Annotated in this window: 18 protein-coding genes and 3 pseudogenes; 2 read left to right on the top strand and 19 right to left on the bottom strand. The window is 65.6% G+C overall.

Annotated features, from left to right (window positions below; genetic code table 11):
- The first annotated feature begins 40 nt into the window (after positions 1–40).
- Positions 41–2,152: pseudogene (locus tag ABZ910_RS07040) on the top strand (tetratricopeptide repeat protein).
- 12 nt (positions 2,153–2,164) lie between these two features.
- On the opposite strand, the gene ABZ910_RS07035 reads toward ABZ910_RS07040, so the two are convergent.
- The 9 genes and pseudogenes from ABZ910_RS07035 to ABZ910_RS06995 form a co-directional block, all read right to left on the bottom strand.
- Positions 2,165–2,680: a hypothetical protein gene (locus ABZ910_RS07035; protein ID WP_361360399.1), complete on the bottom strand. Its 516-nt coding sequence runs from the start codon at positions 2,678–2,680 to the stop codon at positions 2,165–2,167.
- Entirely contained in the window at positions 2,680–3,903 is a 1,224-nt protein-coding gene (locus ABZ910_RS07030) for a hypothetical protein (RefSeq protein WP_361360397.1), read from the bottom strand. The genes ABZ910_RS07035 and ABZ910_RS07030 overlap by 1 nt, the downstream gene beginning before the upstream one ends.
- Before the next feature lie 1,162 nt (positions 3,904–5,065).
- Positions 5,066–5,773 carry a site-specific integrase gene (locus ABZ910_RS07025; RefSeq protein WP_361360395.1) on the bottom strand — a complete coding sequence of 236 codons (708 nt, stop codon included), beginning with the start codon at positions 5,771–5,773 and terminating at the stop codon, positions 5,066–5,068.
- Between the two features lie 119 nt (positions 5,774–5,892).
- A pseudogene (locus ABZ910_RS07020) lies at positions 5,893–6,150 on the bottom strand (N-terminal phage integrase SAM-like domain-containing protein); the annotation flags it as partial.
- A 364-nt stretch (positions 6,151–6,514) separates the two neighbouring features.
- A complete protein-coding gene (locus ABZ910_RS07015; RefSeq protein ID WP_361360393.1) occupies positions 6,515–6,715 on the bottom strand; it encodes an endonuclease domain-containing protein in 201 nt (66 codons plus the stop codon).
- Positions 6,712–7,281 carry a hypothetical protein gene (locus tag ABZ910_RS07010; protein ID WP_361360391.1) on the bottom strand — a complete coding sequence of 190 codons (570 nt, stop codon included), beginning with the start codon at positions 7,279–7,281 and terminating at the stop codon, positions 6,712–6,714. Before ABZ910_RS07010 ends, ABZ910_RS07015 begins: the two co-directional genes overlap by 4 nt.
- 63 nt (positions 7,282–7,344) lie before the next feature.
- Positions 7,345–8,724: a hypothetical protein gene (locus tag ABZ910_RS07005; protein ID WP_361360389.1), complete on the bottom strand. Its 1,380-nt coding sequence runs from the start codon at positions 8,722–8,724 to the stop codon at positions 7,345–7,347.
- A gap of 84 nt (positions 8,725–8,808) precedes the next feature.
- On the bottom strand, positions 8,809–9,822 hold the full coding sequence (locus ABZ910_RS07000) for a UvrD-helicase domain-containing protein (RefSeq protein ID WP_361360387.1): 1,014 nt from the start codon (positions 9,820–9,822) through the stop codon (positions 8,809–8,811).
- Between the two features lie 10 nt (positions 9,823–9,832).
- Positions 9,833–11,431 carry an AAA family ATPase gene (locus ABZ910_RS06995; RefSeq protein WP_361360385.1) on the bottom strand — a complete coding sequence of 533 codons (1,599 nt, stop codon included), beginning with the start codon at positions 11,429–11,431 and terminating at the stop codon, positions 9,833–9,835.
- Positions 11,432–11,798: 367 nt separating this feature from the next.
- Between ABZ910_RS06995 and ABZ910_RS06990 the strand changes: the two genes are divergently transcribed.
- Positions 11,799–14,777 (top strand): hypothetical protein, encoded by a 2,979-nt coding sequence (locus tag ABZ910_RS06990; RefSeq protein ID WP_361360383.1) that lies wholly within the window; start codon positions 11,799–11,801, stop codon positions 14,775–14,777.
- Between the two features lie 256 nt (positions 14,778–15,033).
- Here the strand turns inward: ABZ910_RS06990 and ABZ910_RS06985 are convergent.
- From ABZ910_RS06985 to ABZ910_RS06940, 10 genes and pseudogenes are all read right to left on the bottom strand, one after another.
- A pseudogene (locus ABZ910_RS06985) lies at positions 15,034–15,120 on the bottom strand (GNAT family N-acetyltransferase); the annotation flags it as partial.
- 439 nt (positions 15,121–15,559) lie between these two features.
- Complete coding sequence (locus ABZ910_RS06980) at positions 15,560–17,014, bottom strand: hypothetical protein (protein WP_361360381.1); 1,455 nt, start codon at positions 17,012–17,014, stop codon at positions 15,560–15,562.
- A 10-nt stretch (positions 17,015–17,024) separates the two neighbouring features.
- A complete protein-coding gene (locus ABZ910_RS06975) occupies positions 17,025–17,825 on the bottom strand; it encodes a protein phosphatase 2C domain-containing protein (RefSeq protein ID WP_361360379.1) in 801 nt (266 codons plus the stop codon).
- Positions 17,826–17,856: 31 nt separating this feature from the next.
- Positions 17,857–18,633 (bottom strand): ABC transporter permease, encoded by a 777-nt coding sequence (locus ABZ910_RS06970; RefSeq protein WP_361360377.1) that lies wholly within the window; start codon positions 18,631–18,633, stop codon positions 17,857–17,859.
- A 10-nt stretch (positions 18,634–18,643) separates the two neighbouring features.
- Positions 18,644–19,402 (bottom strand): ABC transporter permease, encoded by a 759-nt coding sequence (locus ABZ910_RS06965; RefSeq protein ID WP_361360375.1) that lies wholly within the window; start codon positions 19,400–19,402, stop codon positions 18,644–18,646.
- 16 nt (positions 19,403–19,418) lie between these two features.
- The gene (locus ABZ910_RS06960; RefSeq protein ID WP_361360373.1) at positions 19,419–20,318 is read right to left on the bottom strand and encodes an ABC transporter ATP-binding protein; all 900 of its coding nucleotides are present in this window, start codon (positions 20,316–20,318) and stop codon (positions 19,419–19,421) included.
- Positions 20,319–20,346: 28 nt separating this feature from the next.
- On the bottom strand, positions 20,347–21,900 hold the full coding sequence (locus ABZ910_RS06955; protein ID WP_361360371.1) for an amino acid adenylation domain-containing protein: 1,554 nt from the start codon (positions 21,898–21,900) through the stop codon (positions 20,347–20,349).
- Positions 21,897–22,166: a phosphopantetheine-binding protein gene (locus ABZ910_RS06950; protein ID WP_361360369.1), complete on the bottom strand. Its 270-nt coding sequence runs from the start codon at positions 22,164–22,166 to the stop codon at positions 21,897–21,899. The genes ABZ910_RS06955 and ABZ910_RS06950 overlap by 4 nt, the downstream gene beginning before the upstream one ends.
- Positions 22,163–23,314 (bottom strand): pyridoxal phosphate-dependent aminotransferase, encoded by a 1,152-nt coding sequence (locus ABZ910_RS06945; RefSeq protein WP_361360367.1) that lies wholly within the window; start codon positions 23,312–23,314, stop codon positions 22,163–22,165. The genes ABZ910_RS06950 and ABZ910_RS06945 overlap by 4 nt, the downstream gene beginning before the upstream one ends.
- Positions 23,307–24,527, bottom strand: coding sequence for an argininosuccinate synthase (locus ABZ910_RS06940; RefSeq protein WP_361360365.1), 1,221 nt, complete (start codon positions 24,525–24,527; stop codon positions 23,307–23,309). Before ABZ910_RS06940 ends, ABZ910_RS06945 begins: the two co-directional genes overlap by 8 nt.
- Positions 24,528–24,840 lie beyond the last annotated feature (313 nt).

The following is a 24,840-nucleotide window of genomic DNA, read 5'->3' as shown; positions in this document are numbered from 1 at the left end:
GCCGATGTGGCGGGCAACCGGTCGAAGGGGGACGGGCGGTATGAGTGCGGCGCGGAACGACGGCCGCGGGAGCGAGAGCAGTAATGTCATCGGCGGCTCGGCGCGGTTCTACGGGCCCACGGTCCAGGCCCGCGACGTCCACGGCGGTATCCACGTCCAGACCGCCTCGCCACCACCGCCACCGACACCACGTCAACTTCTTCCCGTACCCGCGCACTTCACCGATCGGCACGACGAACTGGCCGCACTGGATGGGCGGCTAGCACAACAGGTGGATGCCGGGGCTCGGCAGCCGCTGATCGTGGTGAACGGCCCGGCCGGCATCGGCAAGACCACCCTGGTCTCCCGATGGCTGCGTCGGCATGAATCCGCTTTCCCCGACGGGCAGTTGTATGCCGACCTGCGCGGGCACGCGGCGGACGGACCAGTCGGCCCGGGCGAGATCATCGGCCGGTTCGTGCGGGCGCTCGGCGCCTGGGCAGTGCCCGTCGACCTGGCGGAGCAGGCGACCCTGTGGCGATCCGTCACCGCGGACCTGCGGATCGCGGTCGTGTTGGACAACGCCTTCACCGCGGCACAGATCCGGCCGTTGTTACCGGGCGGATCCCGCAGCCTCGTCGTGGTGACCAGCCGGCACCGGCTGACGGGACTGCGTCTGGACGGAGCGGAGTTCCACCGGCTGCAGGCGCTCGGTCCCGCCGCCGGGCTGGAGCTGTTCATCCGCGGCGCCGGCGAGGGCCGGGTCTCGGGCGACCTGGCCGCGGTCCGCCAGGTCGTGAACCTCTGCGCGGGCCTGCCCCTCGCGGTGTGCCTCGCCTCCGCCCGGCCGAGACAGCCCGTCGCCGCACTGGCGGAGGCACTCGCGCCGGACACCGGCCGGCTGGCCGTACTGGAAGTCGAAGGGGAGGCAACCGTGCGCAAGGCCCTGGACGCGTCATACGCGGTGCTGGGCCCGGAGGCCGCCCGGATGTACCGGGCCCTCGGCCTGCTGCCCCTGCCCGACTTCGACTCCCGGACGGCCGCCGCGGCCTGCGCGGCGTCCCTCGACTGGGCGGAGCATCGACTGGACGAACTCATCGAGGCCAATGTGCTGGAGGACATCGGCCTGGACGCGTTCCGTTTCCATGATCTTGTCCGGATCCACGCCCGGGACCGCGCGACCGCGACGGACAGCGAAGCGGACCGTGAACGCACCCTGCGGCGGGTCGCCGACTGGTATCTCCAGACCGCGACCGCGGCGCAAAGCCGCATCACACCCATCCAGTTCACCCTGCCCCGGACCTACGCGGAGCCGTCCCCGTTGCCCGCCCCCTTCACCGAAGACCGCGGCGCCCTCGGCTGGCTGCACGACCGGCGAACCCACCTCATGGCGGTTCTGCGCCTGTGCGTCGAGCGCGGCTGGCACGCCACGGCCTGGCAACTCGTGGACGCCATGTGGCCGTTGTTCCTCCGGCTGCGCCACTACGACCTGTGGATCGAGGCCCACCGCATCGGTCTGGAAGCCGCCCGCGGCCACGGGCACCGCGAGGCTGAACGGCAGATGCTCAACTCCGGGGCCATCGGTCTGAGCGCCGCCCGCCGGACCGACGAGGCCGCCGAATGGTACTCGGCATCCCTGTCCGCGGCACGAGAGGCCGGGGACACGCGCGACGAGGGGTAGGCGCTGCTCGGCCTCGGCGGCTGCCACTACGAGGCGGGGCGCTTCGCCGAGGCCGTGGCGCACCTGAATCGCGCGGTGACGACCTGGGAGGGGTGCGGTTACCCGCGAGGGGTGGCCCTCGCCCGGATCGTGCTGGGTGAGGTCGCTCTCGCCGAGCACGACCTCGAGCGGGCCGTCACCTGCTTCGCCCGGGCCAGGGAAGGGCTCCTGGCCGTGGCCGACCCGCATGACGCTGCCCGGGCCCTCGCCTTCCTCGGCCGGGCCAAGGCCCGCGCTGGCGAGCAGGCCACGGGCACCGCGCTGATGGAGGAGGCGCTCGCGGTGTTCACCGCCTCCGGCGCGGTCCACTGGCAGGCCCGCACCCTGGAGATGCTCGGCGACGCCGCACGCGAACGGGGTGAGGACGCCTCCGCCGAGGAGTTCCACGCACGCGCCCTCGACCTGTACGAGACCACCAGCCCGGCGGACGCACGCCGACTCCGGCGAACGTAGGCACAGTCGTCCTCACGTGCCGTGCAACAGGCGGATGTCCTCGATGTCCAGAAGTGCGTGTCCCGCCACGAGCCAGGCGTGTAGACAGGACGCCAACAGAGGCTCGCCCGGGGGGACCCGGCGGGCCAGCGGCACGACGGTACGGTTCCTGCCCTCGGTGACCGCCCAGCCGCCCTCGGCCAGGGGAGCCGCAGCCAGGCGGCATCCCGGATGGGCGGCCGTGATGTCGTTCAGCCGGCGCACCGTGTCGGCGAACGGGCGTGGGTGCCGCTCGTGCAGTACGTCGGCACAGGCCGACCACCGGTCCTGGAGGCACAGGCCGGCCTCCGCGGCGAAGTGCTCGTCGACAGCGGCCGTCGTTCCGTCGGTGCCCAGCGGGGCGCCAGGCTCCGTGGGACCGACCCGGGCCAGCACGTCGTAATCCCTCCCGGCTGCCCGTACACGGAGCAACAGGTCCCGCACGGCGTCCCGTCGCAGAGCCCACGGACACGGCAGCGACGCCCGCAGTCGGACGGAGACGAGGCTCATCACGCCGGTACCTCGCTGCGCCCCCTCGTCCACGTGTGCAGCGGCGGTGGCTCAGACAGGGGGACCGTCTCCGGTTCATGGGCGGGCTGGCCCAGGCTGAGCAGGCGGTACATGAGCCGCCGCATGTTGCGGTTGAAGCGGCCCGGTTCCGAGGTGATGCGCGAGGCGATCGCCGCGTACTCCTCCCGCCTGTACTCGGCGGCGGTGTAGTGGAGTTGGGCGACGAGTGGGTAGGTTGGCGAGAGCGCCGGCGCGGTTACGGCGAGGGCGGCTGCGGGTGAGGCGGGGTTGATCTCCCGCTCCGGTGAACTGGCCAGCAGGATCGGCGCGTCGGTGAGCGTGCCGTACAGCGTCACGGAACCGTGGTCGCCGATGATCCAGTCCGCGGCGATCAGGACGGTGCGCCAGTCGGCCTCCGGGGGTACGAGCGCGATGCCCAGCGCGGCACAGCGCGCCAGCCAGGCCCGGATCTGCCAGGAACCATGCCCCGACCACACGTTGGGGTGTACGAGGAGGACAGACCGGAACCGCCCGGCGGGCAGCTCGGTGACGAGCCGGGGCAGCAGTGCCTCGAGCCGGCCGAAGGACGAGTGCGCACCCCAGGTCGAGACTACGACCACCAGTTGTTCGCTGTCCGCGAGGCCCAGGGCCCGGCGGTATCCAGCGCGCAGCGGCAGGCTGGCCGCGATCCGGTCGTGCGCGGGATCGCCGACCACGTGGGTGAGCGGGAGCACCTCCGGGCAGTGTCGTTCCAAGTCGGCCAGTTCGGCCCGATGGGGCACCGCGACGGCGGCGGGCAGGCGGCCACCGGGTACGAGGTCCTGCCTGCGCAGTCCGGCCACACCCGGATGCGGTCCCGAGACCAGGCGCTTGAGATAACCGGCCCCGTGGGGCAGGGTGATCAGCGGGGCGGAGATCCTCTCCACGCCTCGTGGCCCGGCCGCGAGGGCCAGGTCGAACGTCATGTGCACCGCCTCGTCCCAGGGCAGCACCGCGCCGCCCAGTCTCTGGAGGAAGCGCCGAACCTCGTCGCCGAAGACGTGCGGCGGTGCCGTGAACACCACCTGCACCCTGAAGTCGGCCTCCAGCAGCGCCAGAACGTCCACCAGCCGCTTTCCGTAGGTGAGGGTGTGCACGACGACCAGCACCGTCTTGCGTTCCACGAGCGTCAGCCATTCCCGCTCCTCGACCGACGCCTTCGTACTCTTCCGCAACGCCGACATGATGTCCCCCGTTGTCCGTGCGGGCCGGTTCGGCCCCCATCTGCCGGACCTCTGCCCCCTGCCGGTGGACGGAAGGCTTGCCGGGACCTTGCGGAAACCTTGCAACGGCCTTCCCGCTCCCGCCACGGTGGCCGGTGGCGACAGGGGCGTGGGATGCACATCATCACGGGTGAGGCATGGGGAGACCGGAGCATGTGTCCCGAGTGCGTCACCACGGCCGCGGCCGAGTTACGGCGGTTGCGGCCACGGTCCACCAATGGCCTTCGACTCCAACCTCTCGTGGGGGCCTCGCGGCCTTTGCGCTCTTCGGCGTAGCGCTGCCCGGCGCGGAGCAGGACAGGCCGTTGGTACGGCAGTTGGTGCTGGCGGCCGGTGCTAATGAGGTCGTGGGCTACTGGTTTGTTCGGGCGGACGATGCGATCTCCATCCCAGCCCACGCACTGTGGCCATCATCGGTGCACATGGGCTGGCCGGTCGTGATGGGACATGTGCCGCTGACCACCTCGGCCTGCATGACCAGCACCGTCGTCGACCACGGTCGACTGCGGCCCGGAACGCTGGACAGGCCCTTCTGTCATCACTTCAATGCACTCGGCGTCACTGTTTTGGACCCCGAAAGCGGTGCTGGCACCGTCTTGGTCGAGTCCTCGCGCTTGAGGCAGCTTGCCATCGGATTGCCAGGTCGGTCCCGCGTGCCGCGCGTGGGTCGCGCCAATGTCAGCGTGGCCAAGTACCGCTCCTTCTCTGGCAGTTCGTCATGCGTGGCCCGCTCCGGATCCTCGCGAGAAGTTGGTCGTGGCTGCCTGGGCACCGAGGCGCACATGCGTTCACTCGCCCGCTCTCAGTTGAAGCGCGACGATGGAAGTGTCAGAGCTTGTAGCGGCTCCATCAATCAGTGGAAGGCGGTGCGTGAGGCGACGAGGCAGTCCGGCGGAGGCCTGAGTTCAAAGACTCCTTTACTCGGCCGAGTACGCTGAACACTGACCTCGAAGAACGACCCATCGCACGCCGCTCAGCTGGGGGTCAAGGGGGCGCAGGTTCAAATCCTGTCGTCCCGACGGTTGTGACCAGCGGGTTTGCCGAAAATGGCAGACCCGCTGGATGCGTTCGTGTGACACGTGATGGTGGCGTGATGGCAACCCGGGGCGCTCGGCGGCCGGTCTCAGGCCGCGGGGTCTGCTTTGGCCGGGGCGGTCTGGTGGTGTTTGCGGTCGGCGCGGGCCAGGGCCTTGTCGATGGCGGTGACAGCGTCGCGGGCGGCGTGGGGCAGCAGGTGACCGTAGAGGTTGACGGTGGTGGACAGCGTCGAGTGGCGCAGCGTCTTGGAGACCACGGCCAGGGGAACCCGTGAGCTGATCATGATGGTGGCGGCGGTGTGGCGCAGGTCGTGGACGTCGAGCCGGGGCAGGCCGATCTCCTCAGAGCGCCGGCGCAGCTCGGTCAGGATGCCCTGCGGGCGCAGCGGGGAGCCGTCCGGCTGGCAGAACACCAGGCCCTCCAAAGGGGTACCCGCGGGCTGGCCGGCCCGGGCGAGGGCCGCCTGGCGCTCCAGCGCGGCGGCGACGCGCGGGGACAGGCTCACCCAGTTCCGGCTCGCCTTGGTCTTGGGGTGGCCTAGGTAGAGCCGGTTGTTGTTGACGGCCGTGAGGTTCCACCGCACCAGCAGCGTCTTCTCCGGCAGGTGGACATCGGTCCAGTGCAGGCCGAGGGCCTCACCGCGGCGCATGCCGGTGCCCAGCAGCAGCTCGAACAGGTCGGCCAGCTGGTCGCTGTAGCGGGTGTGGTTGTGACGTAGGAACGCGGCCGCCTGGCTGGGGTTCCAGCAGATCCGCTCCTGGGCCGCGGGCGGGGCAGCATCGCGTGCCGGCACGGGGTGTCCGCGATCAGCCGGGCACGCATCGCGGAGCCGAGCGCGTTGGAGAGGGTGGCGCCGATCCGGTAGACGGTGGTGCGCCCCCGGCCGCGGGCGAGTTCGGCCTCCTGCCAGGCGGTGATGTGCCGCGGTCGCAGGTCCTGGATGGCGAGACGTCCGAGGGACGGAATGAGGTCGGCGCGGACGTAGTTGCGGTAGCGCACGAACGTGGTGGGCTTCAGCGTCTCCTCCTTGGTGCGCAGCCAGTCGGTCAGGTAGGCGGCCAGGGTGAGGTCCTCGTCGGCGTACAGGCCCGTACGCTCGCACGTCAGGGCGTGCTCCAGGGCGGCGTGAGCGGCCTTGCGGGTGGGAAAGCCGCTGCGGCAGTGCAGCATTCGTCTGCCATCGACGGACGGCAGGTCGACGGCGAAGGCCCACGAGCCGTGCCGGGAACGGCCCTTGAGCTTCGGACAGGCCGCGCCGAACTGCCGGCCTTCGGGGCGACGGCAACCGCAGCGTCGGTAGAGACGACCGCGCTCAGGGGAGCGAGCAGCCATGATGCCCACCTCCAGCGGGGGAGTGCGTTGACTCCACGGTGACGGCGTCGCCCTCCGGCGCGTCAGCTGGCGGATCATGGCGTACGAGGGCGGGTGCCATCACCTCGCCGTCACGAGACACGCGCCGCCACGGCTGAGCAGCAGTAACCCCTTTGGGTAGCGCAGCGTCTCAATTCTTTGGCCCCATGCAGCAGGTTGAGATCTACGCGCTGCACCGTCTCCACTGGTTAGCATGCTCGGGACACCAACGGTAATAGCTATCGTCGAAGTTGCGGCTGTGCGTGGCTCGGCCGTGCTGCGGGCGCCACCCCCGCCAGTAGCGTGTGTTACAGCGGTTGCATAGCGGCGCTCGTACAAAGCCGTGCGTGTGGCAGTGGTCCCACACGCTCGCCTGTGCCGTCATGCAGCTCGCGCACATGAACCGCGCCGCGGTCGGCCAGTTCCGTCGGCGGGGGGATCGACGCGGTAGCGCTCACCCGCCAGTTCACAGTCGTACACGGAGGCGTTCGAGTCACTGCCCCGCGGACCATAGACGACCCCGGTGCGGGTGTATTCGCCTTGCTCGGCCACCACCGCATCCCCGACCCGCTCGAACCAGCCGGCAGCATCCTGGCCGTGGTGTGCTCCGAGGCACGAACACTGACATTCAACGCCCGTGGCCTCTAGACATGCTCTGGTGCACTGCGAAAGCTTCGACATGTCTCGCCAAAGCACGATGTACCCGTACCGGTCGATCGCAGCCGTCACCAACCGCACCAGACAGCTCCGCGGCAGTTTCCACCGGTCATCGTCGAGCTTCGGAGAACGGATGCCTACCGTCTCGTGCAGCCAGCCGCGGTTGCCCTTCCGAGGCGGGATCTTGGCGATGACCTCGCCATGCAACGGGAGCCACAACATCGCCACGGGCCCGATGCCAGGGTCGGTGACGACGCGTCCATCGACGATTCGAACCGGTAAGTCGGCCGTCATGATCCCACGGTGACATGAACATTGAAGGTCGGGAAGCCCGCCTCCGGGCAGCAGCACCTTGGCCTAGACCCAGACCTCGTGCTCGTTGCGGTAGTGCGGCCAGGGCTGCCCGCCCCGACGCGCGGCAAGCAGGTGCTTCATGCCAGCAATCCACGAGCCCGGCTGGACAAGCTCGATCATGTAGCGATCCAGTTCGGAGCGGCCCATCTGCAACGTCCAGCCCGGGGTCATTGTCAGGCCTCCGGGCAGGGACACGGCAAGGAACTGCTCCTGGTGATGGATCTCCATGACGACGTCTCCCGGCTTAAGGTCGGCCTTCCCCGGCGGACGAACCCAGTGAGCATCGAGGCCGGCGACCCGTAGTAGGTCGGCAAGGGCTGGTCCGGAGGTCTCAACGGTCATCGCGGCGTAGTCGCCGATCAACCGGGCGCAGACTACGGGGTGCAACGGATAGTTCGCCCATGGCACCCGTAGTGGATTGCGGGCCGTGCTGTCCATGCTGGTGAAGTGGACGTTGTGGTCCTCTCGGCTGGCGGCGATGCCCGCGTTCTCTAGCGCGGCACCCACGGCCTGCTGAAGTCGCTCGTTGAACTGTGCGGAGGATAGGCCCTGCTGAACACATCCGTACTGGTCGACGACGTACAGGGCTCGGCTGCCGGGCACGGCAGTGGCGTGGATGCCTTCGGTCGCAGCTTGCTCCAGGGCATCGCGCAATACGTCTAGGTGTGTGCGCAGTGGCAGGTCCAGGTCATGCAGGAGCTCTGAGGCGTTACTCCCCGGCAGCGGACCGCCTTCCAGCACCGCCGCCCTGGCCTGGTTGATCCGCCGGATCTGGGCGCTCTTGCGCACCCCCGGGTTCGTCTTGATCTCTTCGGTGCATGGTGGATTGGCTCCATCCCAAACAGTGACGTCGCCGATGCGCAGGCAGTTGGTCAGGTCGTGCAGGAGAGCGAAGGAGCCATTCTCCTTGAAGATTTCCTCGACACGATCAAGCTCGGCCTGCAGTCCGGCCTTGCCGTACATCGGGCCCGGTGGGTCGTTGCGGCACAGGGCGAGAATGAACGGGCGGTGGAAGCCGAAGACACGCCAGGCCAACGCGTCGCCTACCGAACGCAGTTGGCGAGCCAGCCGCTCACACACGTCGTGCTCGAACCGCCAGGTCTCCATGTTGCCGAGGTCACGGCCCGACCGCGGCTCGGGGGCCTCTAAATGCGGCGACTTCCGCTTCCGCATCCGGTCTGCGGCGCGCTTGAGCTCCTTGCGATCCTTCTCCACCTCCAGCAGCCGGGTTAGCAGATCCCGCTGGAAGGCGACACCGGCCTCTTCCGTCGTACAGTCCCGCAGCTGCTGGATGAGCGTGGCTATGACAGGCTGCATCTCCTGATGTCGCGGGTGCGCCAGCACCTCGTCGGGATCGTAGTAGTCGGCGTCGAACAGTTTCACCTCGCCAGTGTGGCGATCCACCTATCTTGACGCGACGGTTTTTCTAGGTTTCTACCGAGTGCGGCTGGCGGGCGCGAGCGACCGTTAGGGGATCACGAAGGTCACGCTGTAGCGAGCTCGTGTCACGGCGACGTACAGCTTGAAGCGACTGCCATCAGTCAGCTCAGACTCTCGATTCTTGTAGTATTTGGTGATCGGCTGGGTCGGAAAGATCAGCACCCGATCGAAGGTGCATCCCTTCGACTGACCGAAGTTCATCGCTTCGAGACCCTGGGTCTTGGTTCGCCTGTCCCAGCGCAGCACGACCGGGTCGTACCTCTCGACATATGCCGCTACCTCGGCCGGCGTGATGGTGGAGACGCCGTCATGACCGGTGCTCTCGGTGTTCTTGGAGATCGTTCTCGGCAAGTCCGGGAAGAGGTCGTCGGCGAAGTCGCAGATATCCTGGTTGCAGCGATAGCTTTCAAGCCGGTGCTCGATCTCGCAGATGTCCTTGCGCTCGTCCAGCCAGTCAGCGATGCCGCTGCCCTTGTACCGCTTGTTCTTGGTCGCGTTGTTGGTTGCGAAGGTGGCTTGGCGCGGATCCCCCACCATCGTCATCGCGATGGGCGACCTGAGCAGCAGGTCGAGGACGTCGAGGTCGTAGCCAGCGAGGTCCTGGACCTCGTCGATGTAGATGTGGTCGTAGATCTCGGTCAGCCGGCCTACGACCTTGCCGCCACTACGCTGATCGGCCTCGTAGGCGAAGGCAGCCACGGCGTCACGGAACATGTCGCCGTTGGAGTCGAGGTAGTACTTCTTGACGTTCGTTTTGGGGATGAACCTGCTGCGCTCGCCGACGAAGTTCAGTCCGCGCATCACGCCCACGTCGTCGAGGACGGCGCTCTGGTACGGGCGAGCGCACTGGTTCAGCAGGAACGTGAACCAGGTCATGACCGTGACGTGCTTCGGCAGCAGCCCGGTGCCGGCGCTCAGCCGATCGACCAGCTGGTTCATGTTCTCGGTCGTGTAAGTGGTCACGAGCACCCGCTGGCTCGGGTCACTGAGGACACAGTCCACGATGTGCTGCGTCTTGCGGGAGCCGGCCGCCGCCAACACGGCGAGGTTGTTATGCGACGGCATCGGCAATGTACCCCGGCATCGTGACGGACTCGGCGGATTCGAAGATGGCCAACGCGACGGTGGTCTTGCGCGCCTTCATGTACGCAAGCAGTTCGTCGTCCGTGGTGAAGGTCGTTCCCAAGATGGCGTTGAGCGCGGCGCGCCCGTTCGCCTTGAGCAACTGCGGTTCCAATGTCGGGAAGTCCTTGTCTTCACCCACGTGCACCGAGATGTTGGGGAAGCCGCCGAAGCTGGCATACCTCGCCTCCACCTTCGCGGCGTCCTTGCCGTCGTTGTCGGTGACGACCGCGACCTGGTTGTGCTCCAGCAGCGACGCGATGTCGAGGAACCGCTTGAAGGACAGCCCGCGGATGTTGATCACGTCGACGCCGTCCTCGGCGGGCAGGCAGCCGTGGACATCGAGGTAGGCGCGCTGGATGACGAGTTCGTCCGACGGGCCCTCGACCAGGATCGAGCGGCGGGCCAGGACGACCCGCAGGGTGTCGTAGCCCGACAGCTTGCGGAAGTAGTCCTGGGTGTCGGCTGGCAGGCTCGACAGGCGGAAGCCCTGCTCGGCGGACAGCAGGACGAGGTTCTCCAGACCGAGCTTGTTGAGCACGTACGAGCTGTGGGTGGTGATGAAGACCTGCTTGTCTTCGCACTTGGTGCTGATCTTGCGGATCAGCTTGCCCAGGTTCGGGAACGACAGGTGGTTCTCGGGCTCCTCGACCAGGACGATGTGCGCGTCCTCTACCTGCTTGTTCAACGCCAGCAGGATCTTTAGGGTGTTCTGCTCCCCCTTGCCGACAAACTGGAACGGCAGCTCGTCGAGGTGGGGCACGATGTTGCTCTCCCAGTTGGTCTTCTGGGAAACGTCGATACTCAGCGTCAACTCACGGTCGCTGACCTCACCTTGGGCCCCACGCAACTTCTCGTTGATCTTGACGATGGCTTCATCGTCGGCGAAGTTCTCGCGCAGGCTCCGGTACGCGCGGGCCAGCTCGACACGCTCGCTGGCCTCCAGGTGCGAGCTGATGATGCCGTTGAGGTAGTAGTCGACGCCGCTTTGCAGATGGATGTTGGTGGCGTCGATCAGGGAGGCCGTGGCTGGAATGCGGTGGAAGGTGATGCCGTTGCCCGCAAAGTCGAGCCAGTCGACCTTGTAGTACTCGGTCGGCACCAGGCGGACCTGCAACGGATCTTGCACGAACTCCCGGTACTCCGCCTCGTAGTCCGGGTTCAGCATCACCCGGATGCGGACACCCGGCTCGTCGCTCTTGAGGAGGTTGTTCATCCCTTTCAAGGTGGCCGGCGCGGTCTTGCCGTCGAGGAACAGGTCGATGATGACCTCGGGTGGCTTGGACTCAACACCGTCACGCAGAGCCTGGATGTACTCGTCGACGACTTCCTTGTTGAACAGGTACGGCGACAGCTCTTGGGCCAGGAGCCGGCCTCGGATCCGACCCGTCAGGGCCAGGCCGATCGCTTCGAGGAGCGTGGACTTCCCTCGGTCGTTGTCGCCGACCAAGATGTTCATCTTCGGATCGAACTCAAGAGTGAAGTCTCGAAACGTCCGGTAGTTCTTAACGACGATCTTGGTGAGCACGTCGCCCCCGTGTTACATATGCCCTATTTTATGATCACCCGGCGATCTCTGCGAGCCTAAGGTGTGTAGCAGTCACGGTAGTTGTTATACATACCTACCGGTGCAGCCGGGGCTCAGGAGCGTAGCAGGCGTATCACCCGCCGACGGGAAGCGACCGAACTTGGCGGCATGGCCCCTTTGTGCGACATGTCGGCGGAGGCAGAGTCAGACCCCAACGCGGAGCGCTCGGCGGAGGAGTCATCGGAGCCGTCGGCGCTTGGGGCAGACTCGCTTTCAACCTCCGTTTGAGCTGGCCATCCCCACCCTCCACCTGGCCTGCTCAACCGGAGGTTGAAATAGCCTCAGTGGCGGAATGCATCATGACCGTATGACGACGGACCCGCAGCGCGATCCCTCCAAGCCGATTCCCGCAGCCGACTCGGGGGAAGAGGGCGTGGAACAACTCTGGGAAGAGATCGATGCTGGTCACAGGCTTGTGGATCCACCTCCAGATCTTCCTCCGCCGCTGACGGTGACAGCCCCGTTGCTCCTTCAGGTGGAGCAGTTGTCCTGGGAGAGCCTCGAGCGTCTGATTGTGGCGCTGGCCCGTGAAGTTGAGGGTGCGGTCCGGTCCAGGTTGTACGGTAGGAACGGGCAGAAGCAGCACGGCATCGATGTCGTGGGGTACTTCGAGGATGGCAGCTTGACCGTCTATCAGGCCAAGCGCTGGCAGAGTTTCACCGCTGATGCCCTCTCGGATGCGGTTCGGATGTATGTCGAAGGAATCCGCCCCTTCGACGCTACTCGCTTCGTGCTGGTCACCACTGCCTATACCGGTGACACTGCGGTAGAGGATCGGCTCCATCAACTGCGTAGGGACTATCACCCACTCGACATTGAACTCTGGGGCCGGCAGCAGCTTTCGGACCTGCTCTTCCCGCAACGTGCCTTGGTTGACCGCTTCTTTGGGCGGGCGACGGCGGATGGGTTCTGCGCAGACGGTCCGGATCTCGGCACGCAGCACACCCATACCGTGGTGGGCTCCCCGATCCGGGACTTCACCGATCCGTTCGCTCTTGAGGTGCACCGTGTCATCGAGGCCGAAGAGAGGGATCCCGGTGACCGGCTGCCCCCGCTGCCGGCCTACATCAGCCGGGAACACGATGTGCGGGTGGACCAGCTCGTCGCACGGGCTGCTGCCGAACAGAGCGCTTTGGCCGTACTTGTTGGCGACTCTTCCACGGGCAAGACACGAGCATGCTGGGAGGCTATCCAGGCGCTACCGGGCGACTGGCGACTCTGGTATCCGATTGCGCCAAGCCCAGCGGAGGCACTCCTAAATGGCATGCCGTGCGTCGGGCCGCGGACGGTGGTCTGGCTCGACGAAATCGAGCCCTACCTGGCGTCGCCTCAACTGGGCGAGCAGGTGGCCGCGGCGCTGAGGGAGCTACTTAAGGATCCCACCCGGGGCCCGGTCGTGGTCTTGGGAACAGCCTGGCCCCAGCACTGGGAAAGGCTTACCGTGCCGCCCGCTTCGGGCGCACCGGATGGGCGCCGAGAAGCCCGCCTGCTGCTTGCCGGCCACAGTGTCCTCGTCCCCCGTTCGTTCGATGAGCCAGCTCTGCTGGAAGCAGGCAGAGCAGCACACGAGGACCGGCGGTTGGCAGAGGCACTTGACCGAGTCGGCGACGGACGGATTGTCCAGTACCTCTCTGCCGCTTTCGCTCTCATGGAGCGCTATACGACTGCCCCGGCCCCTGCGCAGGCCGTGATCCATGCGGCAATGGATGCCCGCCGGATCGGATGCAGTGGAGCACTTCCTCGAACGCTGTTGGATCTGGCTGCCGTCGGCTATCTCACCGATGACGAATGGTCTGCCCTGAGTGAGGGTTGGTTCGACCAAACCCTCTCCGTGCTTCAACAGCCCTGCCGCGGTGCGACCAGTCCTCTCAGCCTGGTGCGCCCCCGTCCCGGTCAGGTAGTTCACGCGGAACCCCATTTTCGTCTTGCCGACTATCTCGATCACCATGGACGGTCGAGTCGGGCGACCGAGCCTGCTGCGGCTTCGCTCTGGAGTGCGCTTCCCGAACATGCAGAGATGGATGATCTTGCCGGGTTGGCCTGGGAAGCCCGAAACCGCGGCCTCTTTCGATACTCGTTCCAACTCCATCTGCGTGCCGACGCCGCGGGTATCGAAGACACTGCCTGGCTCGCGGGCGATCTGATGGAACGAGCCGAGCAGCACCAGGAAGCCTTGCGCTGGTATCAGCGCGCAGTCGAAGCTGGGGACGAGGACGCCTACGCGAACCTGGTCGAGCTGTCGGAGGCTTTCGGTCAGAAGGATGAAGTAGTCGACCAGCTGACACGACTGGCCGAAGGAAAAGATGAGCTCGCGCTCTCCTGGGTTCTCGAGCTGACAGCCGACTCGCGCAGTACGGATGAGGCAATCTCGTGGCTCGGCGGACTCGCCGACCGCGGTGACGCCGCTGCCGCCCGCGAAGCCGGTGAGAAGCTTCAGGAGAACGGCCGACTAACAGAGGCACTTGAGTTCTACCGGCGAGCAGCACTTTCTGGCGACGCACTCGCGATCCGGCAGTCCGTAGGCATGGTGTGGAACACCGATGGTCCTGATAGGGCCCTTGCTTGGCTGAACGAGCTGGCTCAAGAAGGGGCCAGCGACCTGATGGTCACGGCCAACACACTTGCTCAGGCTGGTCGTTCGGCCGAGGCGCTCTCATCCTTCAAGCGTGCGGCTGACGCTGGCCACGACATGGCCTTCGGTGTCGGAGCGGAACTGGCCGTGAAGTGTGAAGGACTGGAGCAAGCTGCAACGTGGTTGGAGCCATTCGCGACGGCTGGCCGGCCATTCGCCTCGGCCGCATATCTCGAAATCCTCATGGAGGCAGAGCGTTCTGACGACGCGCTGCGCTGGTGTCTGGAGCCCGAGAGGCGTGTGGACATGGCAGTGCTTCACACCGCCGCGGAGCTGCTGGTCGCGGCAGGGCGCGAGGACGAGGCGCTACGTTGGCTGGGCTCCTTGGCTGAGCAAGGACATGTCTTCGCCCTCTGGCGCATGGCAGGGCTTTCTGAACAGCTCGGTCGAGCTGACGAGGCAGTGTCGCGCGCGAAGAAACTCGCCAAGCAAGGCCACACATCGGCGCTCCATCTCACGGCATTCCTCACTGCGCGACAAGCCAACGGCGATGAGGCTCTTTCCTGGTACAGGAGGGCAATCTTGGCGGGAGAACCGTTTGCTATCGCCGAGATGGTGGATCTGTTGAAGGAACTAGGGCGTCAGGACGAAGGTGATCGCTTGCGTAAGTATGGTTTGGAAGCCGATGGGCAGATTGCGGGCGGCGCGGACTGACCTGCTGCTGGGGTTGCTCGGGAATGCCTTGCTGGCGCGATCGAGGCTGGATGTGAATCCTCCGGGATCACCTTTGACGTCGTTGCGGTCTTCAAGACCGCGGACAACGCTCTGGCAACACCGTTCCTCGGCCATCGCGATGGGCTGCCGCGTCTGCGAACGCCTCGAGGACCCACAGCGGGCTGCGCCGCTGCTCGGCCCCCCACATGGCATGTGGCCTACTGGAGCAGCGACGCGGACACTCAGGCGGCGAGTGCCTCGTCCTGTCCATCGTCACGGTGAGAATCGGCGAGGCCGGTGATGGCTGGCTCTGCCCGGTGTCCTCGTACCCCCACGACCTGTAGGGCCGTCAGCGTGGCCAAGTACCGTTCTTTCTCTGGGAGTTCGTCTTGCATGGCCTGCTTCGAGTCCGCAATAGAAGTTGGGCGTCGCTGACTGAGAGCCGAGGCGCACATGTGTTCACTTGCCCGCTCCCAGCTGAAGCGCGACGATGGAAGCGCCAGAGTTTGTAGCGGCTCCCATCGATCAGTGGAAGGCGGTGCGTGACGCGACGAGGCTGTCCGGCGGAGGCCAGAGTGAACAGACTCCTTTACTCGGCCGAGTACGCTGAACACTGACCTCGAAGAACGACCCATCGCACGCCGCTCACGGACCACCCAACTGGGGGTCAAGGGGTCGCAGGTTCAAATCCTGTCGTCCCGACGTTTTACGTCGGACACTGTGTGTAGTTTCCGCAGCGTAAGGGCCATCTTCGGATGGTCCTTTTTGCGTCGAGGGTGCCGTCACGCGCGGACCCATTCGTCCGGTACGACCGTCATCGGCATTTCGGCCTGGACCGCACGCAGTTCGCTGTGGTCGACGGCGCGCTCATGCGCGGCCTGGTGCACGACGATCCTGCCTTCCTGGTCGATCCGCAGTGTGAAGGGGAACTGCAACACCTTGGCGACCAGCGTCGTCACCTGTTTCATGGAATAGAGAACTCCTGACGGATGCAGGCGGACGTCTGCAGGGCCCTGTGAGATGCGTGCGATATCACCCACTTTTGCCTCTGCGTCGACGAACAGGGCGGTGACCCAGTGCAGGAGTCGCTCCCGGATCCCGTCGATGTACGCGGATGCGGGAACCATGCGGGAGGTGATGCGCAGGGCATCCGCGCAGACAACGACGGCCAGGTCCGCCTTGGCGCTCATCCGGTTGAAGCGGTAGGTGACTTCGCGCTTCTGTGGTGCGTCGACTCCCCAGTGTTCCTCTGGCAGATAGTTCACCTCGATGGCCGGTTGGAACGAAGCGCCCGTGAAGTGCGTGTCCAACTGCCGTACGAGTGCCAGTGCGTCGTACTGGGAGCGCGACAGCCCCGCGATGTTGAGCCGGTTCACGCGGGAGCACAGTTCCATCAGCTGATCGTTGAGCGTGACCGGGATGGGGACGAAGACGGCCTGCGCCCGGTAGTCGATGGCCCGCCGCGCGACCGCGGTCTGCCGGTTCGACGAGGTCGTCCTGCACACCACCGCACGGGGCGCCCCACCCAACTCCCAGGCCACCGCGGCGGCGGCGGACATCCAAATCGAGGAAGCGAAGAGCCGCAAACGTCTCGACTCCCTGGTCACCGACTCCGTCAGCTCGCGTGGCAAGGGGTAGGTGCATGCTGTGGCCGTCACCCGGCGCCGGTCTGAAAGGACGAGTGCTCCCGTGGACCGCGGTGCCGCTGTGAGCGCGTCAAGCCAGAAGCGCCCGTTGCGCGCCAGGACGTCCTCGGATGCCAACTGCTCCTGGGTCTCCCGGGGTTGGACAGCGGGATCCGCCGCATCCGGACCGGCAAAGGCGCGTTCAAATGCCCGGCGTGCCGAGTCGGCGCCCCCTGCATCGGCGAACAGGTGGCTGATCGTGACCATCAGCCCAATTCTTCGGTCGTCCACCTCGATGCGTACGGTTGCCGAGCGCACAAACGGGTCCACGCGGCTCTCTTCTGGCGCTTCGGAAACCGTGACGACCTCGGCAAGGTCTATCTGCGCCGGGGCATCCCTGAGAATGCCGACGTCGCCGTCGGGCTGCCAGACTGCCCGTGAACACAGCGCCGCATGATGTTCCGTCACCCGCGCCGCGAGATCCCGCACCGCTTCCGGGGAGCGTCCCGACCGCGCGACGAGAACGTGACAGGACACCACGGGCCACGGGACAATGCCCTCTTCGACCCAGTTGCGCAGTCCCCTTTGCTGAGCAACGTTCAAGGTGAACATGCGCATCCCTTCACGCGTCGAACTGCAGCAGGACGGCTGTCAAGTCATCGGAAGGTTTTCGGGTTTCTGCATTTTTTCCGGGTCCTGCCATTTTTTCGTTCTCGAACTCGCGCACGCGCCTCGCCAACGCCGCGACACCGGACTCCTCGACGAGGCGCATCAGGTCGTGCCAGTGTCCCAAGCCGTACTCGAAAACGAAGCGCGCCGCACCATCCGAGACCATGAGCAGGGATTCGACGCCCGAGGCCGGGATCTCCCAGGTACGGAGCCATTTCGCCACCGACGGATCCGCCGCCAGGGTATGAAACCCGTCGTCCGTGTTCCTGAAGGCCTCCATGCGTTGCGGGGGATGCCGCTGTTCCAGTACGCGGAGTGCGGCGTCTTCGAAGACTTCGATATGGCCGTCCACGTACCGCACGACGGCATAGCAGTCGCACAGCACCCCGAGGGTCAGGGTCCGTGCCGTCCACGCGGCGAGCGCCGCGGTCGCCTGTGGAGTGAGCGCATTCGACAGATCGCAGGTCCGCTCGTGGGTGCGTCGCGCGGCGCTCAGTGCAGTGCGCACGATGTCGCGCATGACCGCGTCGCCGGACGCGTCACAGCGCCTGCCCAGCGAGGCAAGCAGCGCGTCGCCGACACGGTCGACGAACCATGCAACGCCGTGCCGGCAGCCCGAGGCGTCCGGACCGCGGCCCGTCACCCCGTCGAGCACGACGGCTTCGCCCTCATCGCCCCGCAGGCACACGCGTGCACAGTCTTCGTTGGATGCCGACCCGCTACCCGGGATCGTGATCGACTCCAGCCGACCCACTGCCACTGACCCCACCTCTCCCCTTCCCGGATCAGCTCCGAAGGAGAAGACGGTCTGCCTTCGCCACCGCACGCCACAGACACGCCATTCCCACGAGGGCGAAAGCGGCCAGGCCCGCTGCGGCCAGGCGGTCCATCGTCCCATCCTGGACGCCTCGCATACACGTGGCCAGCATCGACAGTGGCAGCCACCTGACCGCATCCCCGATCAATTGGGGATAGGCGGAGAGAGGAAAGAACACGCAGGCCAGCATGACCATCGGCAGCATGACCAGGTTCACCAACTCCAGGTCGTTCCATGAACGCATCAGACTGGCCAGCCAGATGCCGAGTCCCGCGAAGCCGAACGCACCCAGGGGCAGCCAAGGCAGCATCGCGGCGAACTGCGGGAGGTTGATCAATGCGAAGGAACAGCCGATGACCCCGTATATGGCGCCATACAGGATGCCGCGCAACCAGGCCGTCATCGCTTCACCGATCACCACGCTGCGCGATGTGAGCGGTGAGGTCAGGACGACGTCGTAGCTCCTCAAGTGGTGGTACCGGTAGAAGAAGTTGAGTGTGCTCTCGTATATGGCGCCATTCATGACGCCGACGGCGAGCAGGCCGCTGAAGACGAACCTCAGGTACGCATGGTCGCCTGTCGGCATCGCATCGGACACGTCGGGGTGCACAGCGTTTCCCACGACCACGCCAACCGACAGAAAGAGCAGCAGCGGCTCCACCAGGCCGGAAAGGAACACCCACCAAGTCCTGGTCGACAGATAACAGTTCCTCCGGAAAACGCGCCATGAATGGACTGCGAGCACGACGCCCCTCCTATCTTCTCAGCCGCCTGCCGTAACAGTGCACGGCAAGGAAAAAGGACCCGCCTGCCAGTGCTGTGATGACGGCAGCATGAAGTGAGGTGGCCGCGGAGGCATCCGCCTTTCCTGCCACCGCCCTGGAAATTTCCACCGCATGCCACACAGGATTGAACCAGGCGGCCGCATGATAGGCGGGGGGCGCAACGTGCATCGGGTACAGGGCACCCGAGAACAGCACCATCGGCGCATACACCAGGCGCATTCCCAGCTCAAGTGCTCCTGCTTGGCGCAACGATACGGAAAACGCCATCATGGGGAGGGCGGCGGCCGTTCCTGCGGCCGTCGCGATCAACACGCTTGTCGCAGCTCCTCGGAGGGATGCCACGCCGCATGCGAGCCCGACGATCCCGAAGACGCAGCAGGCGGCAGCTGCTCGCATCGCAATCCAGCACGTCTGCCCCAGCACGATGCTGCTGATGCTCAGCGGCGTGTACTTCATGACCGAATGGAACCCGCTGCGAGCGCTACGGGCGAAGACGGGATAAGTGCCTTCGGCTCCCGCCGTCGACACGGCGGCCAGCACCGCCAATCCGGGAAACAGCTGCGACGTGTATGCGACCGCATGGCCCGGCTGTGTCACCGAGCCGACGCCGAACCCCATGCCCACCAGATAGGCCACGGGTGCGACGAAAGAGGACAGCACCGTCGAGCGCCAGGTGCGACGGTAAGTGGCGGCGTAGTACGGCAGGGACTTGCGTACCTCCTCGACCATTGTCGTCACCACGGATCTACGTTTCCCTCAGTTCGCGCCCCGTCAGAGCGAGGAAGACATCTTCCAGCGTCGTTCTGCGGACCGTGACCATGGCATTGCCGTCCGTCGCCGTGCGCATGTCCTGGCTGACCGCCTCGACGTCGTCGTCGAAAAGCAGGAGACGTCGGCTTACCTTTTCAACCCGTTGCACGGGCACGCTGAGCAGGGCCAACCCCTGAGCGATGTCACGCTCGTCCCCTCGTAATTCGACGACACCGGAGGGCAACGTGGACTTGATCAGTCCGCTCGGTGTTCCCGCGGAGATGATCGTGCCATGGTCGACGATCGCGATGCGGTCGCAGAGTTGTTCTGCCTCATCCATGTAATGCGTCGTCACGATCTGCGTCATCCCCGTCGACCGCAGAGCGAATAATTCTTCCCACAGGCCCTGCCTCGCTTGCGGGTCGAGTCCCGTACTGGGTTCGTCGAGGAGAAGGATGTCCGGACCGCTGATCAATGCCCGCGCGATGGTGAGCCGGCGACGCATGCCTCCCGACAGCTCGGCTGCCTTGGTACCGACCTTTTCCTCCAGACGTGCGTCGCGGACCAGTGCGGGAATGCGTTCCTTCAACTCCCTTCGGGAGATTCCGAAGAGGCGTCCGAACACGTAGAGGTTCTCGCGTACGGTCAAGTCCTCCTCGAGGCAGTCCTCCTGAGGTACCACGCCGATGCGTGCGCGCACGGCGGATCCTTCCTGTTCGGGATCCATTCCGAGTACCGACATGGATCCCGAACTGCGTCGGCTGACGGCCGAGATGAGACGCATGAGCGTCGTCTTGCCCGCGCCGTTCGGTCCCAGGATCCCGAAGCATTCGCCCGATTCGACGCTGAACGAGATTCCGTTCAGTGCCCGTACCTCTCCATAGGACTTGGTCACGCCTTCGGCCGACAGTACGGGGCCTGGATCAACCGTCATGGTCCTGCCGCGCTTCCAGCTGCTGCGCGGAGCCCGTTGAAAGCCCTGCGACGAGAGCGCGTCGATCGATTTTTCCGTGCGCATTCAGCGGGATCCGGTCCAGCGGCACATAACGGTTCGGAATCGCATAGTCGGGTAGTTGGCGCGCCAGTTCGGGGTTCAGTGCTCTCCTGGCACCGTCGGCCGTGACCTCGTTCGCCGCGGTGATGAAGGCAACCAGCTCCTGGCCCTGAGCCTGCGAACGGTCAACGGCCACTACCACCACTTGGTGCGTCAGGAGCGAAGACGAAGTGCGGATCGCATCCTCGACTTCGGTCAGGTCCACGCGGTATCCGCGAATCTTCACCTGGCTGTCCGCGCGGCCGAGACATTCCAGGTATCCGTCACTTCTCAGCCGCCCACGATCGCGCGTGCGGAACGTCGGATGGGGGCGGTCGGCGTCCGCGGGAAGGAATCGCTCGCGGGTCAGAGAAGGGTTTCGGTAGTAACCCCGGGCCACATTTTCCCCAGTGATGAAAAGCTCACCCTCTTCACCGGTCCCGGCCATCGAACCGTCCGGTCGTGCCACAAAAACGCTGCAGTTGCGGTTCGCTCTCCCGATGGGTGCCGTCCCCGAACGGTCCCAGCGGCTGAGGTCCATGATGGTTCCCGAGAACGTCGATTCCGTCGAGCCCCAGGCGTTGAGGAGCCGCCGGCCCGGGGCCCACTTCTCCACAACGTCCTTCGTGCAGGCCTCTCCTGTCGTCACCAGGAGCTGCAGTGCCGGAAGTTCGCGATACCTGGCCCGCGCCAGGAGCGCTGCCGGGAGCACGGCTCGCGTGACGCTCTCGGCCTCCAGGAATTCGAGCCCGAAAAAGTACTTCGGTGAGGAGGTCACCGCGCTGTCCGCAATGGTCAGGGTGGCCCCGGAGCACAGCGCCCGCAGGATCTCGGACATCGAGGTATCGAACCCCAGCGGCGCTGCGTGCAGCACGCGGTCGCTCTGGCCGATGTCGTACTGAAAAATCAACTCCGCCACCGCGCTCAGCAAGGCACGGTGCGTTATTTCAACGCCCTTCGGCACTCCTGTCGATCCGGAAGTGAACAACACGTACGCAGTGTCGTCGGGCGCCGCTGCGGACGGGCGGTGCGGTGCCTCGCCCGCACCGCGAGTCGCATCGTGCATGAGGTCCTCGAGCGACAGGGCTGCGCCCTCGAACCCGTCGATGGTGGGAGCTTTCGATCCTGTGATGACTACGGCGATATCCCCGGCCATCGCGGCGACGATGTTCTCGATCCTGGCACGGGGGTAGTCCTCGTACACCGGTACGCACACCGCGCCCGTCCGTAGAGCGGCAAGGATGCAGGCCGCAGTGGCGTCCGACCTGTCCGCGACGATCACCACATGCTTGCGCTCACCGACATGCCGGCGGAGGGTTTCAGCGACGGCATCCACGGTGCGCATCAATGCGCGGTAAGACGTGGTCCTGCCGTTGCAGGTGATCGCCGTGCCCTCGGGATTCTCGGCCGACCGCTTGTCGATCAGGTCGATGACCGTGCTCACGATTCTCCCTTTTCCGTCATCATGGTTCCGACTGCGGCGGTGAACGCGTGCAGACTCGGGCTGTCGTACACGGACATGGCCAGTTCTTCGATGTGCTCGTCCCGAACTCCCTGGGAAAAGAGACCGGCCACCTCATTCGCCATGGCCAGTGCAGCGAGGGAGTCTCCGCCCAGTGCGAAGAAGTCGTCACCCGGCCCCAGATTCTGCACGTCGAGCACGGAACGCCAGACGTCCGCAATCGCCGTCGCTACCTCGCCCCGGTTCACGCCAGTCCGCTCCCTTTCTCCGTGGCGTACTCGGCGAACACGGCCATTCCTTCCGTGACGTCCCGCATGTCTCCGGCGAAGGAGAGACGGATCCAGCCGAAGCCCTGATCGCCGAACCCGGCGCCCGGACCCACACTCGGCACCACGGCAACACCGCGTTTTGCCAGGTCGAGCGCCACATCCCAGTCCGTCCCGCAGTTGCCGACGTTGACGTAGAAAAAGAGGCCCCCTGCCTGCGGGAGGTGCTCCATGCCGGGAAGTGCCGCTAGTGCCTGGGCCATGGCGCGACGCCGCTGACGGGTTTCGTTCATGAGCTGTTCCATGGCGGCCGGCGCTCCCAGCACGCTGAGAGCCACCTGCTGCCCCACCGTCGACGGCCGGAAAGTGATGTACTGCGCGGCCGACAGCAGACGCTGCACGAGAGGCTCGCTGCCGATCGCCCAGCCGATGCGCCACCCTGCCATCTGGAACAGCTTGGACACCCCACTGCATACGAGCACGTTGTCGCCGAATTCCCGAGCGGAAACGTGCCTCTTGTCCCAGCATTGGAACTCGTACACCTCGTCCGACACGACCAGGATGTTCCGTCGCGCACATTCGGCAACGAGCATTTCGAGTTGCTCACGCTCGATGACATGCCCCAGCGGGTTCGAGGGGCTGTTGACGACAACAGCTCGCGTATGGGCACCGAGATGCCGGATGATGTCATCGGCCGTCAACCGGAATTGCCGTGCAGGCGGGAGGCGGTAGGGTACCGGCTCGGCGCCGACAAGGCGTATTGCAGGGACGTACTGCACAAAACCGGGATCCGGATAGAGGACCTCACCGCCACGCCCGTCCGTCGCCACCAGCAGTGACAGGTAAATCGCTTGTGTAGCACCGGTGGTGACCAGGACATTCTCCACCGAGGTCGGCTTGAGTGCGGTGAACTCGTGACGCTCGGCGATCAGATTCCTGAGTTCGGCAAGGCCCGCCACCGGCCCGTATCCGGTCGCTTCGGCGCGGAGCACCTTTTCGATGTCGGAGGCGAGCGCCTGCGGCGGGCGCCGTCGCGGCTCACCGATGCCCAGGTCCGCGACGAACGGGTCGTACTCCTCCCGGAGCAGGGTCATCAGTGAGCGCTGGCTGGGCAGGCGGCCCTCAGGCATGGCGTACGCCTTGATTCAGCTGGAACGCCATTCGCCGCTGGAGGCCGGACACCTCGATGAACGGAGCGGTTGCCCGCATGTTCAGCTCGTCGAGCAGACCCTTCGAGACGAGGTTGGTCAGATCGAGCGAATACGGGGATTCTCTGGCCACGACGGCGCACTGACCCTGCTGAATGCGCAGGGTTACCTCGCCTTCGACGCGAGTTGCCAGCGTGGCGAAGAATTGGTCCATCGTCTGCTTGAGCGTGTTGTGCCAGTGACCATTGAGTACGAGGTCGACCCACTCCATCTCCAGCGTGCGGGCCACCCTGATCTCTTCTCGCGTGAGGACGAGTTCCTGCAGGTCGGAGAAGACCGTCATGAGTATGGTTGCGGCAGGCGCCTCGTGGAGTTCACGTACTTTGACGCCTACGCCCCTGTCCTCCATGCAGTCGAAGCGGCCGATTCCGTACGGCGATCCGAGGTCGTTGAGCAGGGTCACAAGGTCCAGCGGTTTCATGCGCTTGCCGTCGACGGCGACGGGAATTCCCGAAGCGAACCGAATCCTGACGACTGTGGACCCGCCGGCCGACCCGGTCGCCTCCGCGGCGCCGAAGAGTGCGGCTTGCGGGGTCACCGACGGGGATTCCAGGTCCCCTGCTTCGATTTCACGGGCCCACAGATTTTCGTCGATGCTGTGCAATCGCTCCGTGGTCACCGGAACGTCGATCTCATTCTGGACCGCGTACCGCAGTTCTTCGTCTCGTGACATCGCCCGTTCACGCACGGGCGCGAGTATCTTGAAGTGCGGCCTGAGCGTCAGGAGGGTGTTGTCCATGCGGAGCGAATCATTGGCCCGCCCCGTGGCACCGTGCGCGATGACGTCGATCCCGGCCGACTCGGCGACCGCGATGGCTTCGCTCACGATGAGCGGCCTGGTCAGCGACGCGGACAGCGGGTGGCCGTTGCGTCCCACGCGGGCGTTCGCCCGTATCGCAGGAAGGCAGTAGTCCGCGACCAGCTTCTCCCGGGCGTCGACGTAGTAGTGCGTGCCGGCGCCCAGTGCGTAGGCCTTCTTCTCCAGTCCGGCGAAATCTTCCCGCTGGCCGACATCCACCACCAGTGTCGAAACTTCGCAACGATATTCACTCGTCAGCCACTTGACCAGACAAGACGTGTCGAGCCCGCCGGAGAAAAGTAGTAGACATTCTCTGAAATCTCCGTGGCCGGCCAAGTAAGATGCCGAACTCCGTCCGTCCTCGGAATCGAATTGGACCGCTGACTGTCGTGTCATCCGCATCTCCGGTCTCTGCTCCGTGGTCGAACTTTTCCGGCAGCCCCCTAAGCATCCATACTTGGGATGTGTGTTCACTTCCTTCTTCACACATGCGTGACCATGTCAATCCGTCAAATGCTCCGTCAAGGCTTTCCATTCGGAACGCGTTCCGGAGGGACAACTTCGCGCCATCGATTTGATTTTGATCCGCTTCCATTCCGTGTCGCCTGCTTCATCCGGACCAGCCTCATCGGCGCGGGATCATGGGGAG

This window comes from Streptomyces sp. NPDC046805, assembly GCF_040645355.1.
Lineage (GTDB): Bacteria > Actinomycetota > Actinomycetes > Streptomycetales > Streptomycetaceae > Streptomyces.
The sequence above is the reverse complement of the archived record's forward strand: the minus strand, read 5'-3'. Positions and strand labels throughout refer to the sequence as shown.

Excerpts from the sequence above, each read along its gene's own strand:
- ABZ910_RS07035 (WP_361360399.1), bottom strand. The coding sequence starts at position 2,680 with ATGAGCCTCGTCTCCGTCCGACTGCGGGCGTCGCTGCCGTGTCCGTGG.
- ABZ910_RS07030 (WP_361360397.1), bottom strand. The coding sequence starts at position 3,903 with ATGTCGGCGTTGCGGAAGAGTACGAAGGCGTCGGTCGAGGAGCGGGAA.
- ABZ910_RS07015 (WP_361360393.1), bottom strand. The coding sequence starts at position 6,715 with ATGACGGCACAGGCGAGCGTGTGGGACCACTGCCACACGCACGGCTTT.
- ABZ910_RS07010 (WP_361360391.1), bottom strand. The coding sequence starts at position 7,281 with ATGACGGCCGACTTACCGGTTCGAATCGTCGATGGACGCGTCGTCACC.
- ABZ910_RS06990 (WP_361360383.1), top strand. The coding sequence starts at position 11,799 with ATGACGACGGACCCGCAGCGCGATCCCTCCAAGCCGATTCCCGCAGCC.
- ABZ910_RS06980 (WP_361360381.1), bottom strand. The coding sequence starts at position 17,014 with ATGTTCACCTTGAACGTTGCTCAGCAAAGGGGACTGCGCAACTGGGTC.
- ABZ910_RS06965 (WP_361360375.1), bottom strand. The coding sequence starts at position 19,402 with ATGGTCGAGGAGGTACGCAAGTCCCTGCCGTACTACGCCGCCACTTAC.
- ABZ910_RS06945 (WP_361360367.1), bottom strand. The coding sequence starts at position 23,314 with ATGCCTGAGGGCCGCCTGCCCAGCCAGCGCTCACTGATGACCCTGCTC.